Origin of the sequence: Luteimonas lutimaris (assembly GCF_039537065.1) — a bacterium.
Classification (GTDB): Bacteria; Pseudomonadota; Gammaproteobacteria; order Xanthomonadales; family Xanthomonadaceae; genus Luteimonas; species Luteimonas lutimaris.
In genome coordinates this window covers 374,418-395,970 of record NZ_BAAAZU010000001.1, presented here as the reverse complement: position 1 = coordinate 395,970, position 21,553 = coordinate 374,418, and the positions used below count along the sequence as shown (strand labels likewise).

Genomic DNA, 21,553 nt, shown 5'->3' with positions numbered 1-21,553 from the left:
GTGGCGCAAACGCGCGGGATGGGGCGGGAATGGGGAACGTTGGTGCCCTGGGCCCGTTCGTTCCACCGCAGTGGATAACGCAGTCTTCGGGGAAGAGCCGGCACCGACGGCCACTCCCGGATCAGCTCCCTCCGGGCAGCAAAGCAAGACCCGTCGAACCGCGGTTGCCTATTCCCTACTCCCCATTCCCTCACCCAGATACTCATCCTTCAACCGGACGTAATGTCCCGCGCTGTAATGCAGCCCCTCGATCTCCGCATCGCTGAGCGTGCGCAGCTTCCGCGCCGGGTTGCCGACCCACAGCTCGCCCTCGCCCACCGTGCGTCCGGGCGGCACCAGCGCGCCGGCGCCGATGAAGGCGTGCCGTTTCACCAACGCGCCGTCGAGCACGATCGCGCCCATGCCCACCAGCACCGCGTCCTCGATCCGGCAGGCGTGGATCATCGCCTTGTGGCCGATGGTCACGTCGGCGCCGATCACGGTGGCGAAGCCGCCAAGCCTGGCGTGCGGGCCGTCGTGGCTGACGTGGATCACGGTGCCGTCCTGCACGTTGGTGCGCGCGCCGATGCGCACATGGTTGACGTCGCCGCGGATCACGGTTTGCGGCCACACCGACACGTCGTCGCCCAGCGCCACGTCGCCGATCACGCTGGCGTCCGGGTCGATGTAGACGCGCGCACCGAGCGAAGGAAAGACATTGCGGTAGGGGCGGATGCTGTTCATGGCGCGATTGTAGGACCTGCCGCCGGCCCGTCCGCGCGCCGCCTTCGACCGCGGGCGCAAACCGCCGTGCGCGCCCGTATAGTCCGGTCCATGGACACGCCCAGCCAATCCGACACCGCCGCCGACCTGCGCCCCACCCTCGACCGCCTGCGCGCCGCCTGGCAGCACACGCGTCCCGACGCCCGCCAGCGGCTGGACGACCTCGCGCGCCTGCGCGACGCCTTCACGGCCGGCCGCGACGCCATGCTGGCCGCGATCGCCGCCGACTTCGGCCACCGCTCCGTGCACGAGACCCTGCTCTCCGACGCGATGACGGTGACCAGCGAGATCGACCACCTGCGCCGCAGCCTGCGCGGCTGGATGAAGCCGCGCCGCGTCGGCAGCGGCTGGCGCCTGTGGCCGGCGCGCGCGCAGGTCCGGCACGAGCCGGTGGGCGTGGTCGGCGTGATGTCGCCGTGGAACTACCCGGTCAACCTGGCGCTGATCCCGCTGGCCACCGCGATCGCCGCCGGCAACCACGCCTACCTCAAGCCGTCCGAACACACGCCGCGCACCAGCGAATGGCTGCGCGACCTGCTGGCCGCGGTGTTCCCCGCCGACCGCGTCGCCGTCGCGCTCGGCGACGCCACGCTGGGCGCCGCGTTCTCGGCGCTGCCGTTCGACCACCTGGTGTTCACCGGATCCACCGCCGTGGGCCGCAGGGTGATGGCCGCCGCCGCGCCCAACCTCACCCCGCTGACGCTGGAGCTGGGCGGCAAGTCGCCTGCGATCGTGGCCGCCGACTTCCCGATCGAACAGGCCGCCGCGCGGCTGGCGACCGGCAAGTGGCTCAACAGCGGCCAGACCTGCATCGCACCCGACTACGTGCTGGTCGACCACGCCCGCCGCGATGCGCTGGTCGACGCGCTGCGCGGACAGGCCCGCGCGCGCTACGGCGACCTGCGCGACGCCGGCGACTACACCCGCATCATCAACGAGGGCCAGTACCGGCGCCTGCGCGGCTACCTCGACGACGCGCGCGAGCGCGGGCTGGAGGTCATCGAACTGGTCGCGCTCGATCCGGTGCGCGCCGAAGCCGAGCGCATGATCGCGCCGACCGTCGTGCTCGATCCCGGCGACGACGCGCGCGTGATGCAGGACGAGATCTTCGGCCCGATCCTGCCGGTGCGCGGCTATCGCGACCTCGACGAGGCCATCGCCTATGTCGAAGCGCGCGACCGCCCGCTGGCGCTGTACCCCTTCAGCCGCGACCGCGCGACGGTGGAAAGGATCCTCGGCCGCCTCCTCGCCGGCGGCGTCACCGTCAACGACACCCTGCTGCACTTCGCCGCCGGCAACCTGCCGTTCGGCGGCATCGGCGCCAGCGGCATGGGCCAGTACCACGGCCGCGCCGGCTTCGACGCGATGACCCACGCGATGCCGGTCCTGTGGCAGTCGTCCCGCGCCGCGAGCGACCTGCTCAAGCCGCCGTACCGCGGCTTCGTGGAGCGGATGGTGAAGTTCCTCGCCGGCTGACATCTTTCGTATCCTGTGGAGGCGCCCATGAAAATCGCCAGCTGGAACGTGCATCAAGGAATCCAAGAAATCCCATATTGACCCACATGGCCTGAGTATCAGCTTTTAAATCAATATCTTATGGATTGTGATTGTCTCAAGAGGCACAGGGACGATTCAAGGCATCCCAGATCTCTGGGGGTACCATTGGGGGTATCATTCAGGCCTCCAATGCTGGGACCTCCCCCATGCTGACCGCCGTCCAGATCAAGTCCGCCAAGCCGGCTGCCAAGTCCTACAAGCTCACTGACAGTGGCGGGCTGTTCCTGCTTGTCACGCCCGGCGGCCAGAAGTACTGGCGCTACAAGTTCCGAATCGGCGGGGTCGAGGGTCTGGACGCGCTGGGCGCGTTTCCTGAGGTCAGCCTTGCCGAGGCACGCCAAGCGCATGCCGAGTCACGCCGCTGCGTCGCCCAGGGAATCAATCCGGTTCACGCGCGAAAGGATCGCAAGCAGGCCCTGGCCCTGGCGTACCTGGAGCGCGAACAGGGCTCGTTCGCCACCGTGACCGCCGAATGGGCTGACGCGACCTCCCAAGGTCTAAGGCCAGCGACTCGAAGGCAGCGCGAGCGCGAGATCAACAACGACCTGCTCCCGAAGTTCCATGCCCGGCAGATCAAGACCATCAAGCGCGTCGAGATCACTGCACAGCTGAAGTCAGTGGAACGACGGGCACCCGAGGTCGCCCGCAACCTGCGCAACTACCTCTGGGGCATCTTCGAGCACGCGATCGAGAGTGGCCTGATGGACGCCAACCCGGTCCCGTCGATTCGGCTGATGAAGAAGCGCGACCAGGCGAATCATCCGGCCCTGTCGCTGGAGCAGATCGGCGAGCTCCTCGTGCAGCTCGACGATCGCTCGCAGATGGCGGAGCAGACCCGCATTGCCATGCTGCTTGTCATGCTGACCGCCTGCCGCAAGTCGGAGATCATCAATGGACGCTGGGCGGAGATCGACCTCGACGCGGGGGAGTGGGAGATCCCAGCCGAGCGCATGAAGGCGAAACGCGCCCACTGGGTACCGCTGTCTCCACAGGCGATCGAGCTGCTGCGCGAGCTGCGCAGGATCGTCCCAGTCGGCCAGGAGTTCCTCTTCCCGAACCGCCGCGACCCGAAGCGCCCCATGGCCAATCGCAGCCTCAATGCCGTCCTGGAACGCCTTGGCTATTCCGGCATCGGCACGCCACACGGCATGCGCGCAGCCTTCAGCACCTATTTCAACAGCGTTCGCGTCGACAAGGACGTGATCGAAATCTGCCTGGCCCACTCCCCCATGAGCAAGACCCGTGGCGCGTACAACCGCCACGAGTACATGGCTGAACGACGTGCCGTGCTGGAGGATTGGGCGAACAAGTTGGACGCCCTGCGCGAGAGCGCCCTGGCATCTGAAGCGGCCCCTTCAGCGACAGGGAAGCCGTAACCAACGAGCGCTCGATCACTACCAGTCGCTGCCGAATCCCGATCCTGATGATCCCGAACCGAAGGAATCCATTGACCCGGATCCAGAACCGAACGAGTCGTGGAAGTCGCTGATCCCGTGCGAGCCCGAGCCGAAGTCGGATCCAAATGGGCTGTCATGAGAAAACACGTCATCCGAACGTGATCCGTACGGATTGCCGCCAACGTCAAAGCTGGCTGGGCTGTCGGAGATCATTGGGAGGCCGGTTGCTGGATTGATCCTGGGGCCTGAGCTGTAATCTCCAAACGCTCCATCGAGCAACAGCCGATCGGCCGGATGGCGATGCATCGAAAGCGTTTCGTCGTCGAATCCCCACATGTTGCCGTCAATGTCGAATCCGCCAGGCCCGTCCAAGAGCATCGGGAGCCCGGTTGCCGGGTTGATCGAGTCAGCAAACCCAGCTCCAGACCGTTGGGGCTCTTCGGCGAAACCCGTGCCACCTTGGGCATCGCGGGCATCACGATCGGATGATTCGTCGTCAATGCGCACCAAGCGCACGGCGCCGATCGCGAGAATCGCAAGAATCAGCATCATCTCCATGCACACCCTCCAATGTCTTCAGGCAACCCGTGATGGCTGACGCGAACCATTCACTCGGCCACGTGCAGGCCATCGAACTGACGCCTTTGGCAGGTATGCCGGCCTCAGTCAGCGCACAAGTCCCAATTGTCCAGACTGTCCCAGATCGTTGTTTCATGGAATCCGGAAGGCGTTGCGTTCCCTGGCTTCCCTGCAACCGGAAAGGAACTGCGCCAGATTCGGACCTTGATCTTGTCGTTATCTGGGCTGCGGCCCTCATTGAAGCCCTGCAGCATTACCCTGCCATCAAGCTTACACAGCGAGGCTCCGATTTCTGATTTCAGCGGCCGCTCGGACTCCAACCTCTCGCGACGCTGAATGTCCCGCTCCCGGGCCTCACGAGCCAACGCTTCCGATCGCGCATCCCGCTCGGCACTTTGCGACGAGCGGAACTCTTCTTCCGTCGCAAATCGGACCAAGGGCTGGCCATCGGAGGAAAAACCAGCTGGCGTGCAGTCGAAGGTCCATGTCCCCTCGGTCCATGGCGACCCATCGAGGTATCGGCCACTTTGCGTGTACCTGACCAGCTCACGAGGAAACAGCGCCAGAGTCTCCGGATCAAACGCTACTGAGTGCTGGTAGTCCCACGTGCTCCCGGCAGAGCTGTTGTGGCCATGCTGGACGCTCTCACTGGAATTGACGCGAACAAGCAGCCAGTCGCGCTCGGTCTTCTTGTGTTGAAGCGTTTCGTCGATCCGATAAACGCCGGCATCAACCCTGATGGTTCGGGTCATCGGGCGCCCCTTGTCATCCTTGCATGACAGCTCCACGTCTTCCGTGATCTCGACATAGCGACGGGGGATGTGCTCGAACAGATTGATCTTCCGCCAATCCTTCTCGCGAATCCTCTCGCCATACTCCTGGATCACAAAAGGGGCAGGCTCAGACCCCACCACCTGGGCTGCGGCAAGGGAGAGCGCTGCGGCAAAAATCCATGTCTTCATTCAGCTGACTCCGTTCTGATGAATGGTTGTGGAGCGACGTTGGGTGCCCCAATGTCCCAATAGGTTCTACTCCAGGTTTCCAGATGCTCGAACTACAAGGGAAAATCGCGCGGCCTTTTCCGCACATCAAACGGCCGACGTCGTCGACTCGGAAGCGGCGGGCCTGCGGAACAGTCGGCTGAACCAGTGCCCCCGGCGAGCGTAGGCGTGCCGCCGCCCGTTACCGCCTGAAGCCGTCCAGTCGTCAACGCCAAACCGTTCGACCTCGTTCATATAGTGCATGGCCCGCACCAGTGCAAACCACCGCAGCCGGATCTCGGTCGCCTTCGCTTCAACCTCCCGGATCAGCTGCGCCTCTGCCTCGTGCACACCCTTGAGCCACGGAGCAATATCCGCCCTGCAGTCCCACAGCCACTTCGTTCGGGTTCGCCCCTTGGTCGCGATACCGCGCCAGCCGAGGTACATGTAGCAATCGGCCTTGTCGAGATCAAGCCAGATGCGACAGCGGTAGGGGCGAATCAGACGCTCTCCGCTCGGCCCCCTGATTTCCCGTGACAGTCGAAGCCGTTCCTGCCTCGCCCGGGCCACAAGCTCCACCGCTTGCTCGATGTACTCGTCCGCCAATCCCTGCATGTCTCGGCGAGTGGCTGTGAACGATCCCAACCCGCACCGCGACAGCTGGTCTACCCCGGCGCCGTCAGAGATCGGGATCGTGCAGTACTTCCCGTATCCCGACCTCGGGATCCAACGGCCTTGCCCTTCGCATTCCGCCTGCTTGTCCATGATGTGCTCCGAATTATCTGGTGAATACCTGCGTGTCCTACAGGTATCACCAGGCCCGGAGCCAAGCCACTGGACAATGCGGGACGGGTTCAATGGTCGGGCAAGGTCTCCGCCACCAGCCTCTCCACGTAGCCCTCATCTTCATCGAACAGGATGTTCCGCTCGGCCATCTGCTCCCGGGTCACCTTCCAGTGCATCTCCATTTCCGACGCCGAAGTGCCTGAGACGATGTAGCTGCGCAAGCTGACGTCCGGATCCCCCATGCGCGCCTCGATCTCGCGGATGGTGCGGTGGAACTGGATCTTGGCATCGTCGATGGTGTCGAGCTGGCGGATGCCCTTGGGGTCGACGAAGCTGATCCGCTGCTTGCCGCCGTCGATGCGCCAGACGATGAAGTCGGGATGGAAGTTGCCGGCCTCGAAGAAGCCGATGCCGCGGCCGCGGCTCATGTTGCGCAGCAGAAACAGCGGCCGGTCCTCGAACTCTTCCGGATGCGCGGCGCAGTATCCCTTCAGCCGGCGGACGAAGCGCATCTCGCCATCGTTCAATGACACCGGCCGCACGCTGATGCTCGCACCGCTGGCCTTTATCAGCGGCTCGTACAGGTGGCCCTTGAACGACAGCACCTCCAGTCTCGCCTGGCCGCCGGCGTAGGTCTTGTCGGCGATGCCGGCGCGCCTGCGCAGCTCGTCTCCGAGCTGCCGGAGCTGGGCGATCAGCGCTTCCTCGGACTTCTCCACCGAGACGCGGTACACGCCCTGATCCTCGCCCAGGCCGGCGCCGGCCTCAGGGAAGTTGGGGTCGCCTGCGTCCAGCTCGGCGTACTCAAGGTGCGGCTCCTCCCAGCCCTTCTTGCGGAAGCCGTAGTAGCGCTCGGCGTACTTCTTCAGCAGCGTCTCGGCGATCTCCTGCCAGATCGCCACCTTGGCGAAGCTGTCCATGGCCAGCATCGCTTCCGGGATCAGCAGGTCGTACCAGTCGGTATTGGCCAGCAGGCGCTCGACGGCCGGGCGCGGGATGTCGAAGTTGTGCCAGCCACGCTCGTTCTTGAAGCGGATCAGTTCGAACCAGGCACGGTCCAGGTCCAGCAGCGCTACATGCTTCGGCCCCAGCTTGCCGTGCTCGAGCTCGGCCACGCCGTCGCCGCCGGCCAGGCCGGCCGCCTTCATCGCCTGGATCTTCGGGTACCAGTTGAGCTGCACCCGGTTGCGCAACAGCCACTGGTCGGCCTCACCTTGCGGAGGCGCGAGTTGCGGGACCGGCGCCAGTTGGCGAAAAGCGACGCCGAACGCGGTCCGCACGCCTTGGATCTCGGGCTTGAGCCGGATGATCTTGAGCTTTTGCGTGCCCAGATTGCGCAGCACCGGCAGCACGATCTCCTCGCTGTCCTGGTCCGACGGCAGTCCTTCGTCCTCCAGGAACTGCTTGAACTGGGCCATGTAGTCCGCGTGGACGCCGAAGACGTTCAGCGTCTCCAGCAGCTCGATGTGCCGGGGGCGCTCCACGCCGGCCGGCAGGCGGAGCGCCTTGCTGCGCTTCAGGCTCCAGCCATACCCCTTCAGGCGCACGCCGCGGCCGAACAGCTGGATGATCTGCGCGCCCTCGCTCTGGCCGATCTTCATCAGCCCCAGGGTGCTCACGCGCCAGGAGTTCCAGCCTTCGGTGAACTTGCGCGAGCCGATCAGCAGGCTGATGGCGCTGCCTCGGTCATTGATCCGGCGGAACAGCGAACCGGAAAAGTCGCGTTCCTCAGCCACCACGCCCGGCGTGGCGTCGCAGATGTCGTAAAGCTTCTTGGCATCCCCGACATTGATCACCCCAAACGGTTCATTGTTGCCCAGCCTCAGCGCCAGTTCGCCGTCGGCACCCTTCAGGTACTCAACGTGCAGGGCACCGCCACCGGAGGCGTTGAACAGTCGCGCACAGATATCTTCGAACAGCTCGTTGGCAGACAGACTCAACTCCACCAGGTAGCCGAAGCGATTGGCGAAGATGTTCTTGCCATCGGCTGCGACCAACCCTGTGCTCAGCGTTTCCGTTATGGCACGTAGCGAGGCGGCCTTGTCTGCTGCAAAAGCGGCAAGAAACTTGAGGATCTCCACAACATCCGAGGCTTCGCCTTTGTTGAAGCCCTTGGTGACGCTTCCCCCGACAAAAATCCAAAGTGGCTTTTCGATGTTGAACGGCTGCAGTACGGCCTGCCTGTCGTCGAACAAACGCCGCTGCTGATAGGCGGCCAATAGACAGGCAATCAGGTACTGATGACGATGCGCGCGCTCGGTGTCCTTGTCCAAATTGAGAATCTGGTAGTCCTTGCCATACCCATCGCCGTAGAAGTAGCGGTAGGAGTAGTCGAAGACGATGCTGCGCGCGTAACGGCGCGACAGCGGCACGCTGCCCTTCACCGCCTGCTTGAAGGTGGCCGAGTACTCGAAAGAAAAACCCTTCTCGCAAAGCTGGTCGCGGCGGGACAGCCACTTGCCGGACTCGCCACCGGACGCGCCGCGGTGGCCTTCGTCCACCAGTACCAGGTTGCCGGTCTCGAAGGCGTCCACGGCCACGGTCTTGTCGCCCATGTCGTCGGCCAGCTTATGGATGTCGATGATCTCCACCGCCTTGCCGGCGAACAGACCTCGGGCGTTCTTGTCGAACAGCTCGGCCTCGATGCCGGCGGCGCTGAACTCCTGCAGGTGCTGGTGGCTCAGTCCCTCATTAGGGGTCAGCAGCAGGATCCGGTTGAGCTCACCGCCACGTCCGGCCTGAGCCAGATGGTGCTGGTACTGGCGCAGGTTGAGGTGCATAAGCAGGGTCTTGCCACTGCCGGTGGCGCACCACAGGGCCAGCTTGTTCAGGCCCAGCGCAGCGTCGCGGCCCTCGTCCGAAGTCGGGAGTTGCTGGCCTTCGTCTTTGCCATCGTTGAACTTCGCGATGTGGGTGTTGAGCGCCTGCGCCAGTTCCTGCGGGTCGCGGAAGTAGCGGTCCAGGTAGATCTCGACAAACAGCAGGGCCAAATACTGGTAGTACTTCCACACCACCGGCCGCTCGCGGCGCAGGGCGCGCTCGGCGTTCAGGGCCAGGGTGTGGCGGACGATGTTCTGGTCGAAAGCCAGCAGCTCGTCGCGGCTCACTCCAGGCAGCTCGCCGGTGATCTGGTTGACCATGGCGTGGTGGAAGCGGTGGACGTTGTTCTCGTCCAGGCCCTCCTCGCTGTGCTCGTTGAGCTGGAAGCGCTGCTTGAACGCCTCCAGCAGCGGCACCCGGCGTCCACCGTCCAGCAGGTAGTAGCCGTCGGTGCTCTCTAGCCCGAACAGGCCGAACAGCCACTGGTTGAGCACCAGCGACTGGGTGAACTCCGGCTGCGCCGCACGGCCGCGATGCCGGCCGGCCGCCTTCTTCGCCGCCTTCCGGGTGGCGGCCTTCTTCAGGGCCGCCATGTCAGTCGGTTCCCTCGAACATCAGGCGCTGGAAGTCTTCCTCGGTCAGGCGCACCTTCCAGCTTTCGTCCTCCAGCCGGATGTTCTCAAGCCCGTTGTCGCCGTTGACGTAGATCAGGTCGAACTCGGCGTCGCGCACCGAGAACGCCTGCTTGTCGCGGAACCAGGTCTCCAGCACCAGGTTGTCCTGCTCGGCGTCGCCGGTGAGCTTGCGCCAGATCACCAGGGTTTTGCGGCCTTCGGGCGTGGTACCGGTGACGGTGCGGAACCACCACGGACCGGCAGCGTCCTGCTTCAACCGGCCATTGATCCGCAATCGCCCTTCGCCATCACGCTCAAACCCGGCGGCAAAGCTGCGCGGCGCGGCGATATGTTGCACGGTCAGGCCCAATAGCCAGTTGAAGGTTTCCAGCAGATCGACATTGACCTCGCGGCTTTCGTCGCTGCCAGGTGTCTTGACCAGCAGCTTATAGGCAGTGGGTTGGGTGAAGGCAGCGATGTTGAGCAGCGAGGCGCTGCCATGGGATTCCACGTCCAACTGGTAGCGCAGCAGGTATTGCTCGCGGAGGCCGTCGGTGCCTTGAGCAGCGCCGAAGTCCAGAGCGGCCTGCTGCTGCGTGCTGCGCGACAGGGCGAGGTTGTTGAGGGTGTCTTCGTAGGATTCCAGGCGCAGGACTTTAATCAGGCGAGGGCTGTGTTCGGCTTCGTCCTGTGTGGCAAGCCGCTGCGGCTTTCCATCTTTCCAGTCCGGCGCGAAAGCCGCCTTCTTTAGACGGCACAGCAGAACACTGTCAAAGTAGCCACCTTGCTCTGCCAGGATAAAGCGCCGCCTACCTCCATCCTCTCGATTGAGGTGAATGACAGCATGCCCAGTTGTACCGGACCCTGCGAAGTAGTCGAGTACGAGTGCGCCTTTATCACTCACAGAAAAAATGCAGTCACGTGTGTTGAACAGAGATTTAGGGTAATCAAACTCCCCGATCGGAACGCCCATCTCACGAACCAGCTTTGTGCCGTTATCGCCGGCGTTATAACGCGGTGAGTACCAAACAGTCTTGAACTGGTCAGATACCTTTGCAATTTTGATCTGTAGATCTCCGTCCCGAGCGGAATCGACCTTTAACCGACACTTGATCGCCTCTACTGTTCCCCGCTCGTAACGCCACTTGCGCTCTACCCCTGTCCCGTCGATTGGATAAACCTCGATCACTCCGTCAGGGCGCCGGACATTTGCCCCCGAAGGATGTTGCGATTCGTCGGTCCACACCTCACCGAACCCTACAATTTCGTTGTCCTGAACCAAAACAGCGTAGAAACAGTTAGCGGCATCAGTGCGGAGTGACTCACCACCCCAATTTCTAAAGTTCGACCATTCCCACTCTGCCTCATCTCGCACGGTTCTGTTTAACGTTTTCCTGGCTGACGGAATGGAAAATAGCGCGTACTCGTTTGTGTAGGAGAAGTGCGCATCCTGCACGCCCTTTCGGTTGTGCTCGATTGTCACCGAAACGTTGTCGTTGAACGGGAAGATTTGATTGACCAAACGAAAAAGGCCGTTCTGCTCGTGCTTATCAATGGCAACAACGTGTGACCCGTCTTCGGCGGACAGGTTTCGGGAAAGTTGCAGCCGACCCTCCATCAACGAAAGAAACGATGAGTGCTTGTAGTCATTCTTGTAGGCAATTTCACTCTTGGGCGCGTTGTATGGAGGATCGATGTAAGTGCAATGCACTTTCGATTGATATCGCTTCTGCGCCAAAGACAGGGCGTGAAAGTTGTCACCATGCAGCAATACGCCATCAACCGTTTCATCAAGCGCGCTTGCGTTTTCAAGCAGCTTCGCCACGAATCCCGCAGCGAAATGGCGCGTATCCACCATTAGACTCGGATGCACTCGCAGATACTCCGGCGTCAGCGGCTCGCTATACGCCGGCCGCGTCAAACCGGCCGGCAGCTCATGCAGCGAATGCAGCGCCTTCCACTCCTCCAACTGCGCGGCGTTCGCGCACACCTCCGGCAGGAGCTCGTCCGGAATCTGCGAGATCGCCACCAGCCAGTCCGAGGCGATCACGAATTTCTTCTTCAGCCACAGCTTCTTCTGGAAGTTCTCAAGCTGGGCGAGGAAGTCGATGATTTTGCCGGCGATGCGGCGGATCACCTTGATCTTCGACAGGTACTGCTCGACCCGGGGCGCGGTTTCGCTTTCCACATCGTCCAGGTGCATCACCTCGTTCTTGATGTAGAAGTCGAGCTCGCGCCTCAGAAAGCCATCCAGATCCTTGTGGATGAAGTAGTCGAAGGTGTTTCGCTTGGTGTAATGCTCAATCTTCGCGTGGATGACGTTGTAATCCGCCTGCTCGCCGTTTGCCTTGACATGCGTCTTGCGAAGCTCGGTAAGCCAGTTCGCAAACTCACCGTCTGCCGCCAGGATCGATACCACCGCGAACCCTCTCAGGTCCTTCTGCGCCGGCGGCTTCTTTCTGCCGTCGCGTTGGTCGGCGGGCCAGTCCCCCAGCGTTGCCGGTCGGTACTCGAAGCGCAGCTCCAGCTCACCGTCGACTTCGGCAATGAAGTCCCCGGCCGCCAGCACGAACACCCGGTCCTTGCCCTCGGCGGCCTTGACGTTGCCGTGCTCGCCCTCGGCCGCGTCCACCAGCTTGAAGCGCACGCGCATGGGGTCTTCGCCCTCCTTCGCGTCCGGCTTCAGGCGGAAGGCGTAGTCGCGCAGGTACTCACTGGTCTTGATGTAGTACTGGTCCCTGTTGGCCCAGTGCAGGGTGACTTCCTCGCCCTCGTAGGGAATGGCGTACACGCCCGGCTTGTAGACGCGCTTGGCCAGGAAGTCGCCTTCGGAGTAGTAGCGGCGGAAGAAGCTGTAGAGGTGGTCGTAGACCTCGTTCTCCAGCGCGCCCAGGTCGACGGCCCCCTTGAGCTGTTCCCGCAGCTCTTGGACCCTCGGCGCCTGCTCGGGGTCCACGCCTGCCTCGGTGAGCTGAGCGACCATCTGCTCCAGTCGCCTCTTCAATTCGGCGCTGTCGGCCGACTGGTACCCGGCAAAAGCTTCCTTGACCTGCGGCAACAGGTCCGCCTCAAGAAACTGGGTGACCTCGTCCGCGCGGGCGTGGAGGATCCGGTAGATGCCGAAGTCCAGATCCGGCTGGTCGAGCTGGAACAGCTCCTTGAGCAGGGTGACCAGCTTGTTGAACTTGGCGGGATTGGTATCGGTCATCGGGTTCAGTCTTCTGTGGTGTGCTGCCAGATCGGACGCTGGCTGAAATCAGTCGGAAAGCCCATCACGCGAGCGGCAGGCGGGTGGTCGGTGACATGTTTGGCCACCCGCTGGACCCAGGTCTGCCCCGGGCTGATGCGCCCGATCAGCCAGCCCAACAGGGTGAGCGTGTTGTAGGCGCTGCTGGTGCCGGCGTGGTCGAGCGAGGCAACCAGGGCTTCAGGATGCTTGCGCGGCAGTTGTGCCTTGAAAGTCATCTCACGATCCCAGAAGCGTGCGTGGTGGGCACAGATGTTCCGCACCACGCTGATGTGGTGCAGGAAGGACGCCAGCAACACTTCATCCAGGCCATAAGGCGCGGCGATGGCGTTGCGGTCGGCTGCATGGCGCAGATTGGCGAACCAGCGCGAGATCTGGCCAAGGCTCATGACTTCCACGCTGGCCCAAATGGGCGGCAGCAGCTCATCGTAGGTGTCACGCAAGTGTCGGATGAAGCGCTCCCGGCTGTCTTCCACGCCGCCTACCAGGCGTGCCACAGCCTTTGGATGGCTCCAGTTCCGGCTGCGGTGCTTGAACAGGGCGCTGTCCAGATGCGCATGCGCGCCATGGCGCAGGCCGACGTCATGGGCCCAACGGGTGCGGATGGAGACTTCGAGCCGCTCCACCGCATCCAGTATCAGCAGCTTGAGGGTGCGGTCGAACAGGTAGTCGTCAAGCACCGCCTCGAAGGACGTGCCTGGCAGGAACTGGTGGGAGGCGTGATCGGCCTCATGCCGCAGCCAGTAGCCGCTGAGGCGGTAGTAATTGAGCTCGGTGAGATAGTGAGCGGCGCGTTCGGGATTGCCGAAGCTCATGCCCCGCGAGGCGAGCTGCGCGATCTGCTGCTCGACAGTGAGCGCTGGCTTGTCGTACTTCATGCAGCATCCCCATCGCGGCTTGGCGCTGCGAATTCCGGGATGCCCTCGGCCGATCGCGAAGGCCGGAAAAAAGTAACCCCCCATGGTGCGCCGATCTGACGAGAGGCGTGGGGGGTGTTGTTGATACCGATTGTAGCGCCAGCAGGGGGCAGTGCAACTACAACCGCCCCAGAAAACTGGTTCGGAGGGATGGGTCCGTTCAGCGGGCGCAAGCCTTTGATTCCGTTCATTCTCGCTCCTTTATGTACTGCAGGGCCTGGTCCCGCAGCCCCATGTCGAGCAGGGACAGGAACACATCGCAGCGATGCGCGCACCGCGCCTGGCCGATGCCTGCGTCGCGATCAAAGCGGGTGCCGGCGCGCACCAGGGTCAGCACGACCGGGGCCGGGGCCAGCACATTCGGTTCGGGCTCCAGGCCGTCATCCAGCAGGCGCATCACCGCGGGATCGAATGTCTTGTCGCTACGAGGGATATTGGCCACCAGATCCAGGCGCGGCGCGCCCATCAAATCCAGCGCCGGTACATCGGCTTGTGCGACTGGCGTTCCGGACAGCGAGAACGGCTTCCAGCCCTTCGGACCCTTGGGTCCAAGCAGTGGCACTGCGCGCTGCACCAGTTCAGCAGGCGACTTGATCCGGGCGCCCCGCTCGAAGCGGAAGCGCAGCGTTTGCGGCAAGGCGCCGATGCGGCTGAGCTGCTCCATCGACAGCGCTTCAGGCTCGATCTCCAGCCAGCGCAGGCTGTCGATCAGGCCGGCATCGCGCAGGGCGGCCAGGGCGCTGCGGACCGGCGTGGGGGAGGCACCCAGGGCATCGACCAGGCCAAGCTGGGTGCCGTCGATATGAGCCGCGATGCCGGCCTCCGGCTGTGGGCCGTCGTCCTCCAGGCTGGCGCCCAACAGCAGGCGCAGGACCTCGAACCGGTAATTCGGCTTGTCCAGATGGACAATGCTGCCTTCGGCCACTCGCCTCGCTTTCCCGGATGCGGCCTGCGTTTCATCAACGGCCAGGGTCATGCGCGCACGGACCTTGGCAGCGATGGCTGGCAGCAGGCTGTCCCACTCCTTGCGGATCGTGGCTTCGGCAATGGCGGGGTCGACCACGTGCAAACGACCCTTGGCCTGCGGATCGGCGGCGAGCTCCGCGGCCAGCGACAGGATCTCGGCCCTGAGGTCGCGGGTATTGCGCAGGTTGCGCAAGGTTCGGGGCTGAAGCGGGGCGGACACGGCGCTGCTCGGAACTATCCGGAGATTATTCTGCACATAAATTAGTATTCTGCAAGTAAATTCACATTGTGAACGCCACTACGTGAGCCGCCATCGGATCCTGAACAGCGGAACGCTGCTGCTGCTCTGGTTCAGGCGCTGCTCCAGAGCCGCGATCAGCGCGTCCCGCCTGGCTTCAATTTCATCCTCAACATCGAAGATTTCCTGCCGCTGGCGGCGCTGCTGACGCTCCAGGGCCTTGATCTCTTCCTGGATGGCGGCTTGCTCCTCTACGGTGCTGGCGGCGCGTGAGCGGCGCTTGGCGTCTTTCAGGCGGGCCTTGGTGTCGTGCAGGGTCTGCTCGGCCGCCAGCAACTGGTCATCGGCCCACCGGTCCAGTTTTTCCCGCTCGGCCTGGAAGTAGGTGTCGTTCTCCTCCAGCGCCTTGGCCAGGGCCGCCTCGATCTGACGGCGCACGTTGGCCGCGAAGCCAGGGGGCGTCTGGGCAACCTCGGCAACTCCACCCCACGCGGCTCCAGACAGTTCAAGAAGTCGCTGGCAGGCCTCTTCATCCAGCCAGCTCCCGTCATCGGCCTGGGCGCTGAACACCAGGTGCTCCTCAAGCTGGAAGCTCTCCAACTGCAGCAGGTTGAGCTCCAGCCAGCCTGACCGGGAGGAAAGCTGCTCCAGGGCCGCGATGCGCTGCGGCGCGCTACCCAGATCGAACGTGAGCTCGGCGGTGGCCGTGTCATACCGGCGCGCCGTGTCGAGCACGTGCTCACCCAGCGGGTGGGACAGGCGATGGACGTGGCCGTCCTCGGGGGGCGGTTGGCCCTTGCGGATCAGGTGGTATTTGCCAGTCGGTACGCTCGCGACGGGGGCGGTCGGCAACTCGAACGACAGTGTGCTGTCGTCGAAGCTGGCGGCATCTTCCAGCACGTGGCGGGTGAGGCGCCAGAACAGCCGGCCAATCCGGTCGAGCTGGCTGATGGCTTCTTCGCGGTTCAGCCGGAGGCGTTCCACCACGGTCGCGTCGAAGGTCGCCAGCAGCGCTTCCTCCGTCTCGCGCATGCGATCGTGGATCTGCTCCTCCAGTTCGCTGCGAAGTTTGGCGAACGCGGCCTCGATCTCGGCCGGGGTACGGCAGGTCTCGTAAATGCTGCCAATGCGGCGCTCGATGTCCACGCCGGACTCTATCCGGCCCAGGATCTCGTCGGAGGCGCCAAATACGCCGTCGAAAAGCTGGAATTTCTCGGAAAGCAACTCAAGCACGCGCTGGTCCGCGGCATTGCGCTGGTTGAGGAAGTTCACCACCACGACATCGTGCTTCTGGCCATAACGGTGGCAGCGGCCGATGCGCTGCTCGACCCGCTGCGGGTTCCAGGGCAGGTCGTAGTTCACCACCAGGGAGCAGAACTGCAGGTTGATGCCTTCGGCGCCAGCCTCGGTGGCGATGAGGATGTCGGCCTGCTCGCGGAAATGGTCGATGACGGCCGTGCGACGGTCGATGGCGGGGCTGCCGGTGACGCGATCGCTGCCCCGATGGGTAGACAGCCAGCTCTGGTAGATGCCGTTCACGGCCGGGTCGGACGCCCGGCCGCTGAATTTCACCACGCGCCCGGCATGGCCATGACGCTCCAGGAACCGGGCCAGGTAGTCCTGGGTTCGCACGGACTCGGTGAAGATCACCGCCTTGCGCGCGGCGCCAATGGCTGCCATGTGGCTGAACCCGGCTTCCAGGCCCTTGAGCAGGGCGTGGGATTTCCTGTCCTCGCGGACGCCACGGGCGAGCCCTATGTACTGCTCCAGCTCAACGATCTCGGCGCGCAGTTTCTCCCGGTCGATCTCCGGCTCCGGTTCCGGCAGGCCGCCATCGTCATCGAACGATGTTTCGTCCTCGTCGATTGCGTCAGAGTCCAGATCCTCGTCTTCAATCAGTTTGGTCAGCCAGTCTTCCTGCTCGGCCTGGTCGTCTTCCAGCCGCTTGAGGCGGGCCCGGATCGCTTCCAGGGTCGCGACGACGGCCTCGGTCGAGGAGGCGAGCAGCTTGCGCACCACCAGGCCGACAAGGTGGCGCTGGCGGGTCGGGATGCCGTAACTGTCCTCACGTAACAGGTAGCCGGACACCAGGTCGTAGACGCGCTGCTCGTCTTCCCCGGGAGAGAAAGGGAACGTCAGCGCCTTGCGCTCGGTGTACTGCACGTACTCGAGCACGTCGCGCCGCAGGGTGCGCTTGGAGAACATCGTCAGCCGATGACGCAGGGCCGGCACGCCTTCATCCCCGCGCATGAAGCGCGAGCGGAAGCTGACCCGGTCGCCAAACAGGTGCTCGTCGATAAGCGTGGACAGCCCATACAGCTCCAGGAGGGAGTTTTGCAGTGGCGTGGCGGTGAGCAGCACCTTGCGCACTCCCGCGAGCGCCCGCTTGATCGCGTGGCCCGTGCGATGGCTTTCCCGGTAGGCGTTGCGCAGCTTGTGGGCTTCGTCGATGACCGCCAGATCCCAGGGAATGGCCCCGACCACCTTCTCCATCCGCGCTGCGAAGTGGATGGACACGATGCTGATCACATCCTGGTCGAAGGGGTTGTAGATCCCGTCCTTGCGCGCCTGTTTCCAGGTCTTTGCGTCGAGTACCTGGGTGGGCAGGTGGAACTTCTCGGCCAGCTCGTTGGCCCACTGTTTGCGCAGGGAGGCCGGGCAGATCACGATCAGCCGCCGGCGCCGCTCCGCCCAGTACTGACCCAACACCAGCGCGGCCTCGATGGTCTTGCCCAGGCCGACTTCATCCGCCAGCAGGACGCCCTTGGACAGGGGGTTGTCCAGCGCGAACAGCGCCGCCTCGATCTGGTGCGGGTTCAGGTCAACCGCTGCGTCAAAGAGCGATGGGCCGATGCGGTCCACCTCGCCGCCGCGACGCTTTCGCGTGAGCTCCCAGGCGAAGTATTTCGCCTGGACATCGGTTGTCTCGATCATGCTGCCCCCTGTCCCCCTGCGTACTGCGCCACTGGTCCCCCTTCCCACGCGTGAGCTCGTCCGGCGAGCGCCGCGAAAGGATTTCAGCGAACTGTAGCTCCGTCCCCAGAGACCCGAGTATCGCAAGAAGCCTGCACGCACCGAAACACCCCATCGGACGGGGACGAAAGACCATCCAATTTCTGGATTCCATGCCTTGCGGTATATCTGGCCCCCAACTGCCCAAAGGAGACCACCATGGAAGCCCGTCTGATCGCCCCCTCCACCGTTGAGCTGGCCAAGCTCGTTGGCCTGGTGAAAGCAATCGAACCTGTTGAGGTGAGCTACGGCAAGGGCTGGGGTTTGCTGGTACGCGGTCGTGGCTTCGCCCGGCTGGTGGAAAAGGAGATCCTGTACTCGCCGAACTTCATCTGGCCGGTTGAACGTCCAGCCCCGGTGCCGCTCACCTTTTCCAACAAGACAGAGGCGCTCGCCTACGCCCAACGCTCCGGTCTGCACCCACGACGCAAGGCATGGGTCATCGAATCGCAGCAGCAATAGCAGGCGCCCGTGGCATCGCCGGCATCCTCGATCGCGCAGTCCTGCGCATCGGCGGGCCGAGTGATGCTCCCATAAGGCCCCAGAAGATGTCGGAAGCCCACGGGTTTGCCCTGCGCGCAGGGTCGACTTAGCTTCTCTTCAAGTTGTCCGAGCGAGCCTGGCGCCCAATCCAGTGCCTCACGTTTTCCGGCTCCCTGCCGGCATCATCAGCTCCCAGGCACAAGCTGCCTTTCCGAGCCTTGCAACTCCGATCAGCCGCGCCCGCCCGAAAGGGAGATTGCGCCTCAGTTCCGACTGCTCACTCCCTTCGCGAATCGCGAGAGTGACGCAACAACGCTGGCCATCAAAAACCTCAATGCCATGCGGATTTGACGCCGCTGCGCGTCAGTGACGCCGCAAATTCACTTCAGAAATCACGTTTTTGCACGCCAGACCCGCCTCCCTGAGGCCGCCCCAGCAGCCGCAACTGCGGCGCCATCGCACGGAGCTATCCGCGCGACCGGCGGGGCCCGTTACTCACCGAACTTGCAGCCGCGCTGAAGGCTGTCGTGCACGCGGTCCACCCGCACCCATAGCCGTTGGCGCGGCACCAATTTTGGAGAAGATGATGAGCAGAAAGAACAAATTTCGTGCATCCCTCGCGGCAGCGAGCGCCCGTCTCGGCGGATCCCATCTCACCCGCGAGGCGAGGCAGCGGACAACGGCGGCCTTTACGAAGGTGATGTACGAGGAGGGCTTCACGCACCTGGCCCATGCAAAGAACATCAGTGGCCGACATTTGCGCATCTACGTCGCCGTCAGGAAGGCGCAAGGTATCGGGCAGCGCACACTGCAGAACGAACTGGCCCATCTGCGGGGCATTCTCAGGTCCGCTCGCAACCATGCAGTCGCGGATGCGCCGGAGTTGACAAACGGGGAGCTGGGTATCGGCGGTGGTTCCCGCTTGGGAACCAACACAGCCCTGACCGGACCCACGTACGACCAGGTCTTCGCGAAGGCGGAGAGTCAGGGGCGCCTTGGATTGGCCGCCATACTGGGGCTTGAGCGCTTCCTGGGGCTCAGGGGCAACGAGGCGCTTCATGCGAGGACGGACACGCTTCGCCGCTGGTCCCAAGAGCTTTCCAACGGGGGCAAAATTACTGTCCTCGCGGGAACCAAGGGCGGCCGCCCCCGCACGGTGACGATAGGATCGATCTTTGAGGCAATGGCCGCCGTCAGTAACGCCCTCACGATTGCCGAAGCGCAGGGCGGGTTCCTGGTTGTCCGCTCTGACGGCTTGCCAGCTGGCGGATTGCTGCAAGCCCGCCGCATTTACCACAGCTGGGCGCACAGGAACGGCATCAAGCCCCACTCCGCCAGGTACGCGTTTGCCCGGGCTCAGCGGGACTTCTACCTGGAGAAGGGCTACTCGGCCCGGGAAGCCCTGATTGCAGTCAGCCATGACCTGGGGCACGGCGATGGCCGCGGGCGCTGGGTCAAGAGTGTCTACATGCGTTGAAGATGCCCCTGATTTGCCAAGGTGCCCCGCCAAATGCGAGGGCATCTTCGGAGTCGCGAGGGCATCTTGGGGTGGGCTACAAAGCTTCAGGAGGCCCGTACGCACGGCGATAGACGTGATGCTCCGCACGCTCGGACACTAGGCCCAGCATATTTAAGATCACGCGCTCCGCGCTTCCGGGGCGCCGTGAGCCAGTTGCGATGGCGTCGGCCGTCCGGTAGAGCACGTCCTCGACAACTGCCTTCTGCCACAGGGGATCGGCGTCTAGGAGGGACAGCATGTACCTGAGCTCTGCTACGACATCTGCATCCAGCGATATCTGGAATGTCTCTTTCCTACCGGTCATTTCCGCTCTCTCGCGTGCTTGGAAATCACAGGGACCACACCCAGCCTTCCCGGACCCCGGTTTTCACCGTTTTCACTCCTACTCGCTCCCGCGCTCTGCGCAAGACCTTGGCGCTGAATCCATAACCGTCCGCCTGCTTCATGAGCTCGGATGCCTTGGCGCCCCCTCCGGAGAGGACCGTTCTTAACCAATCTGCGCAGTCATCCGTTGCGCTACGGTCATCCGAGGATCCCGTGCCTACGCTCAAAACGTCGTCAGCCGTCAGCTGGACAGGCTCGTTGCACCATTCCACGTATGGGATCCGCGCATCGGTGGACCGCAGCCAGTAGGCAACGCCTGCTCCGTCGGGCCCGAGGTTGTTCTTGATGGGCAGGAGCAAGCGCTTATCGTCCGCGTCATCAGATCGCGCCAAGAGATAGGCGGATCTCGCGGCGGCGACGAATGCAAGGGACCCCGTTGAACGATAGATTGCCGCGGCTTTGCTCTTGTTCAAATGTGAAATGGCCACCACCGCAACCCCCCGCGCCGCTGCCATTTGAGTGATCGGCGCCAAGAGCCCTCGTACGTCCGCATCTTTGTGGGTGTCAACGCCAGCCAGATAGGCACTCAGTGGGTCGATGATCACCAACTTGACCGCTGAGTTGCGTTCGATGAATTCATCCAGAACTTCCACGTCCGCGAGCTTGAACGTCCTCGCGCGGTGCAGGTGGGAGTCCACTACGTCATCAAGAAGGTGAACGCGCTGCACATCCGCTCCTGCCGCGTCCAAGCGCGGACGAATCGTATCCGCTGGGTCGTCCTCGGCATTGACCATCAAGACATCCCCTTGGGGACAGCTCGTCCCATCCGGCCAGTCGCGGGAATTGGTCACGTGCGCAGCGAGCGCTGCCGTCAGCGTGCTCTTCCCGAGCCCCGGGTCGCCGACCACCATGGAAAGCTTGCCAAGTGCGAGGTGCGGCTCCCATAGCCATGCCACTGGCTGGGGCTCAATATCGGCAGCCCGCCGAGTTCTGGCTTGCATCCGCAAGGGCGGAGTCACGGTCGGGGCAGCGACGACGATCCTGGTCATGACGGGAGCTCGCCGGCGCGCCGGACATTCAGCCACTCGGGCTCATGTTCGATCGCTGCGTACCGGACGCCGTCCCGCATGAGCGCTTGCGCGAGTAGGAGCTTGGAACGGTAGTCAGAACTCAGGGTCGTCGGCCAGCAGACGAGCACAGCATCCACCGCTGGCCACCTCAGGTCGCATGGATCGGTGTCAGCGGGGAGCACCAATGCTGAGCCGGCTCCATGGATCTCGCGGCGATTCTTTGCCCGAGCCCAGCAATCATGACCAGCGTAGATATAGACATTTGGCGCGACGCCGGCCAGC

The 21,553-nt window shown here is 63.6% G+C and carries 14 protein-coding genes; 4 read left to right on the top strand and 10 right to left on the bottom strand.

Annotation, left to right across the window (positions count from 1 at the left end; translation table 11 throughout):
• Positions 1-168 precede the first annotated feature (168 nt).
• Positions 169-723 carry a gamma carbonic anhydrase family protein gene (locus ABD679_RS01785; protein ID WP_344758208.1) on the bottom strand — a complete coding sequence of 185 codons (555 nt, stop codon included), beginning with the start codon at positions 721-723 and terminating at the stop codon, positions 169-171.
• A 90-nt stretch (positions 724-813) separates the two neighbouring features.
• Here ABD679_RS01785 and ABD679_RS01780 point away from each other — a divergent pair, with 90 nt between their 5' ends.
• Together ABD679_RS01780 and ABD679_RS01775 are read left to right on the top strand one after the other, a co-directional pair.
• The gene (locus ABD679_RS01780; protein WP_344758207.1) at positions 814-2,238 is read left to right on the top strand and encodes a coniferyl aldehyde dehydrogenase; all 1,425 of its coding nucleotides are present in this window, start codon (positions 814-816) and stop codon (positions 2,236-2,238) included.
• A 227-nt stretch (positions 2,239-2,465) separates the two neighbouring features.
• Positions 2,466-3,695, top strand: coding sequence for a tyrosine-type recombinase/integrase (locus ABD679_RS01775; protein WP_344758206.1), 1,230 nt, complete (start codon positions 2,466-2,468; stop codon positions 3,693-3,695).
• Between the two features lie 18 nt (positions 3,696-3,713).
• On the opposite strand, the gene ABD679_RS01770 is transcribed toward ABD679_RS01775, so the two are convergent.
• From ABD679_RS01770 to ABD679_RS01735, 8 genes are all read right to left on the bottom strand, one after another.
• Positions 3,714-4,274 carry a hypothetical protein gene (locus ABD679_RS01770; RefSeq protein ID WP_344758205.1) on the bottom strand — a complete coding sequence of 187 codons (561 nt, stop codon included), beginning with the start codon at positions 4,272-4,274 and terminating at the stop codon, positions 3,714-3,716.
• A 104-nt stretch (positions 4,275-4,378) separates the two neighbouring features.
• On the bottom strand, positions 4,379-5,257 hold the full coding sequence (locus ABD679_RS01765; protein WP_344758204.1) for a hypothetical protein: 879 nt from the start codon (positions 5,255-5,257) through the stop codon (positions 4,379-4,381).
• Positions 5,258-5,383: 126 nt separating this feature from the next.
• Complete coding sequence (locus ABD679_RS01760; protein ID WP_344758203.1) at positions 5,384-6,040, bottom strand: hypothetical protein; 657 nt, start codon at positions 6,038-6,040, stop codon at positions 5,384-5,386.
• Between the two features lie 89 nt (positions 6,041-6,129).
• Positions 6,130-9,474, bottom strand: coding sequence for a DEAD/DEAH box helicase family protein (locus ABD679_RS01755; protein WP_344758202.1), 3,345 nt, complete (start codon positions 9,472-9,474; stop codon positions 6,130-6,132).
• Position 9,475: 1 nt separating this feature from the next.
• Positions 9,476-12,703: a DNA methyltransferase gene (locus tag ABD679_RS01750; protein ID WP_344758201.1), complete on the bottom strand. Its 3,228-nt coding sequence runs from the start codon at positions 12,701-12,703 to the stop codon at positions 9,476-9,478.
• A 5-nt stretch (positions 12,704-12,708) separates the two neighbouring features.
• Complete coding sequence (locus ABD679_RS01745; RefSeq protein ID WP_344758200.1) at positions 12,709-13,620, bottom strand: Abi family protein; 912 nt, start codon at positions 13,618-13,620, stop codon at positions 12,709-12,711.
• A 226-nt stretch (positions 13,621-13,846) separates the two neighbouring features.
• On the bottom strand, positions 13,847-14,845 hold the full coding sequence (locus ABD679_RS01740; protein WP_344758199.1) for a hypothetical protein: 999 nt from the start codon (positions 14,843-14,845) through the stop codon (positions 13,847-13,849).
• A 78-nt stretch (positions 14,846-14,923) separates the two neighbouring features.
• Entirely contained in the window at positions 14,924-17,797 is a 2,874-nt protein-coding gene (locus ABD679_RS01735) for an SNF2-related protein (protein WP_344758198.1), read from the bottom strand.
• A gap of 237 nt (positions 17,798-18,034) precedes the next feature.
• On the opposite strand from ABD679_RS01735, the gene ABD679_RS01730 reads away from it, so the two are divergent.
• Complete coding sequence (locus ABD679_RS01730) at positions 18,035-18,337, top strand: hypothetical protein (protein ID WP_344758197.1); 303 nt, start codon at positions 18,035-18,037, stop codon at positions 18,335-18,337.
• 607 nt (positions 18,338-18,944) lie between these two features.
• Positions 18,945-19,835, top strand: coding sequence for an integrase domain-containing protein (locus tag ABD679_RS01725; protein WP_344758196.1), 891 nt, complete (start codon positions 18,945-18,947; stop codon positions 19,833-19,835).
• 371 nt (positions 19,836-20,206) lie between these two features.
• Here the strand turns inward: ABD679_RS01725 and ABD679_RS01720 are convergent, their stop codons facing one another.
• Positions 20,207-21,250: an AAA family ATPase gene (locus ABD679_RS01720; RefSeq protein WP_344758195.1), complete on the bottom strand. Its 1,044-nt coding sequence runs from the start codon at positions 21,248-21,250 to the stop codon at positions 20,207-20,209.
• Positions 21,251-21,553: the final 303 nt, after the last annotated feature.

Coding starts and splice junctions, on each gene's coding strand:
- ABD679_RS01720 (WP_344758195.1), bottom strand. CDS start 21,250: ATGACCAGGATCGTCGTCGCTGCCCCGACCGTGACTCCGCCCTTGCGG.
- ABD679_RS01775 (WP_344758206.1), top strand. CDS start 2,466: ATGCTGACCGCCGTCCAGATCAAGTCCGCCAAGCCGGCTGCCAAGTCC.
- ABD679_RS01730 (WP_344758197.1), top strand. CDS start 18,035: ATGGAAGCCCGTCTGATCGCCCCCTCCACCGTTGAGCTGGCCAAGCTC.
- ABD679_RS01745 (WP_344758200.1), bottom strand. CDS start 13,620: ATGAAGTACGACAAGCCAGCGCTCACTGTCGAGCAGCAGATCGCGCAG.
- ABD679_RS01770 (WP_344758205.1), bottom strand. CDS start 4,274: ATGGAGATGATGCTGATTCTTGCGATTCTCGCGATCGGCGCCGTGCGC.
- ABD679_RS01735 (WP_344758198.1), bottom strand. CDS start 17,797: ATGATCGAGACAACCGATGTCCAGGCGAAATACTTCGCCTGGGAGCTC.
- ABD679_RS01750 (WP_344758201.1), bottom strand. CDS start 12,703: ATGACCGATACCAATCCCGCCAAGTTCAACAAGCTGGTCACCCTGCTC.
- ABD679_RS01765 (WP_344758204.1), bottom strand. CDS start 5,257: ATGAAGACATGGATTTTTGCCGCAGCGCTCTCCCTTGCCGCAGCCCAG.
- ABD679_RS01725 (WP_344758196.1), top strand. CDS start 18,945: ATGAGCAGAAAGAACAAATTTCGTGCATCCCTCGCGGCAGCGAGCGCC.
- ABD679_RS01755 (WP_344758202.1), bottom strand. CDS start 9,474: ATGGCGGCCCTGAAGAAGGCCGCCACCCGGAAGGCGGCGAAGAAGGCG.
- ABD679_RS01785 (WP_344758208.1), bottom strand. CDS start 723: ATGAACAGCATCCGCCCCTACCGCAATGTCTTTCCTTCGCTCGGTGCG.
- ABD679_RS01760 (WP_344758203.1), bottom strand. CDS start 6,040: ATGGACAAGCAGGCGGAATGCGAAGGGCAAGGCCGTTGGATCCCGAGG.
- ABD679_RS01780 (WP_344758207.1), top strand. CDS start 814: ATGGACACGCCCAGCCAATCCGACACCGCCGCCGACCTGCGCCCCACC.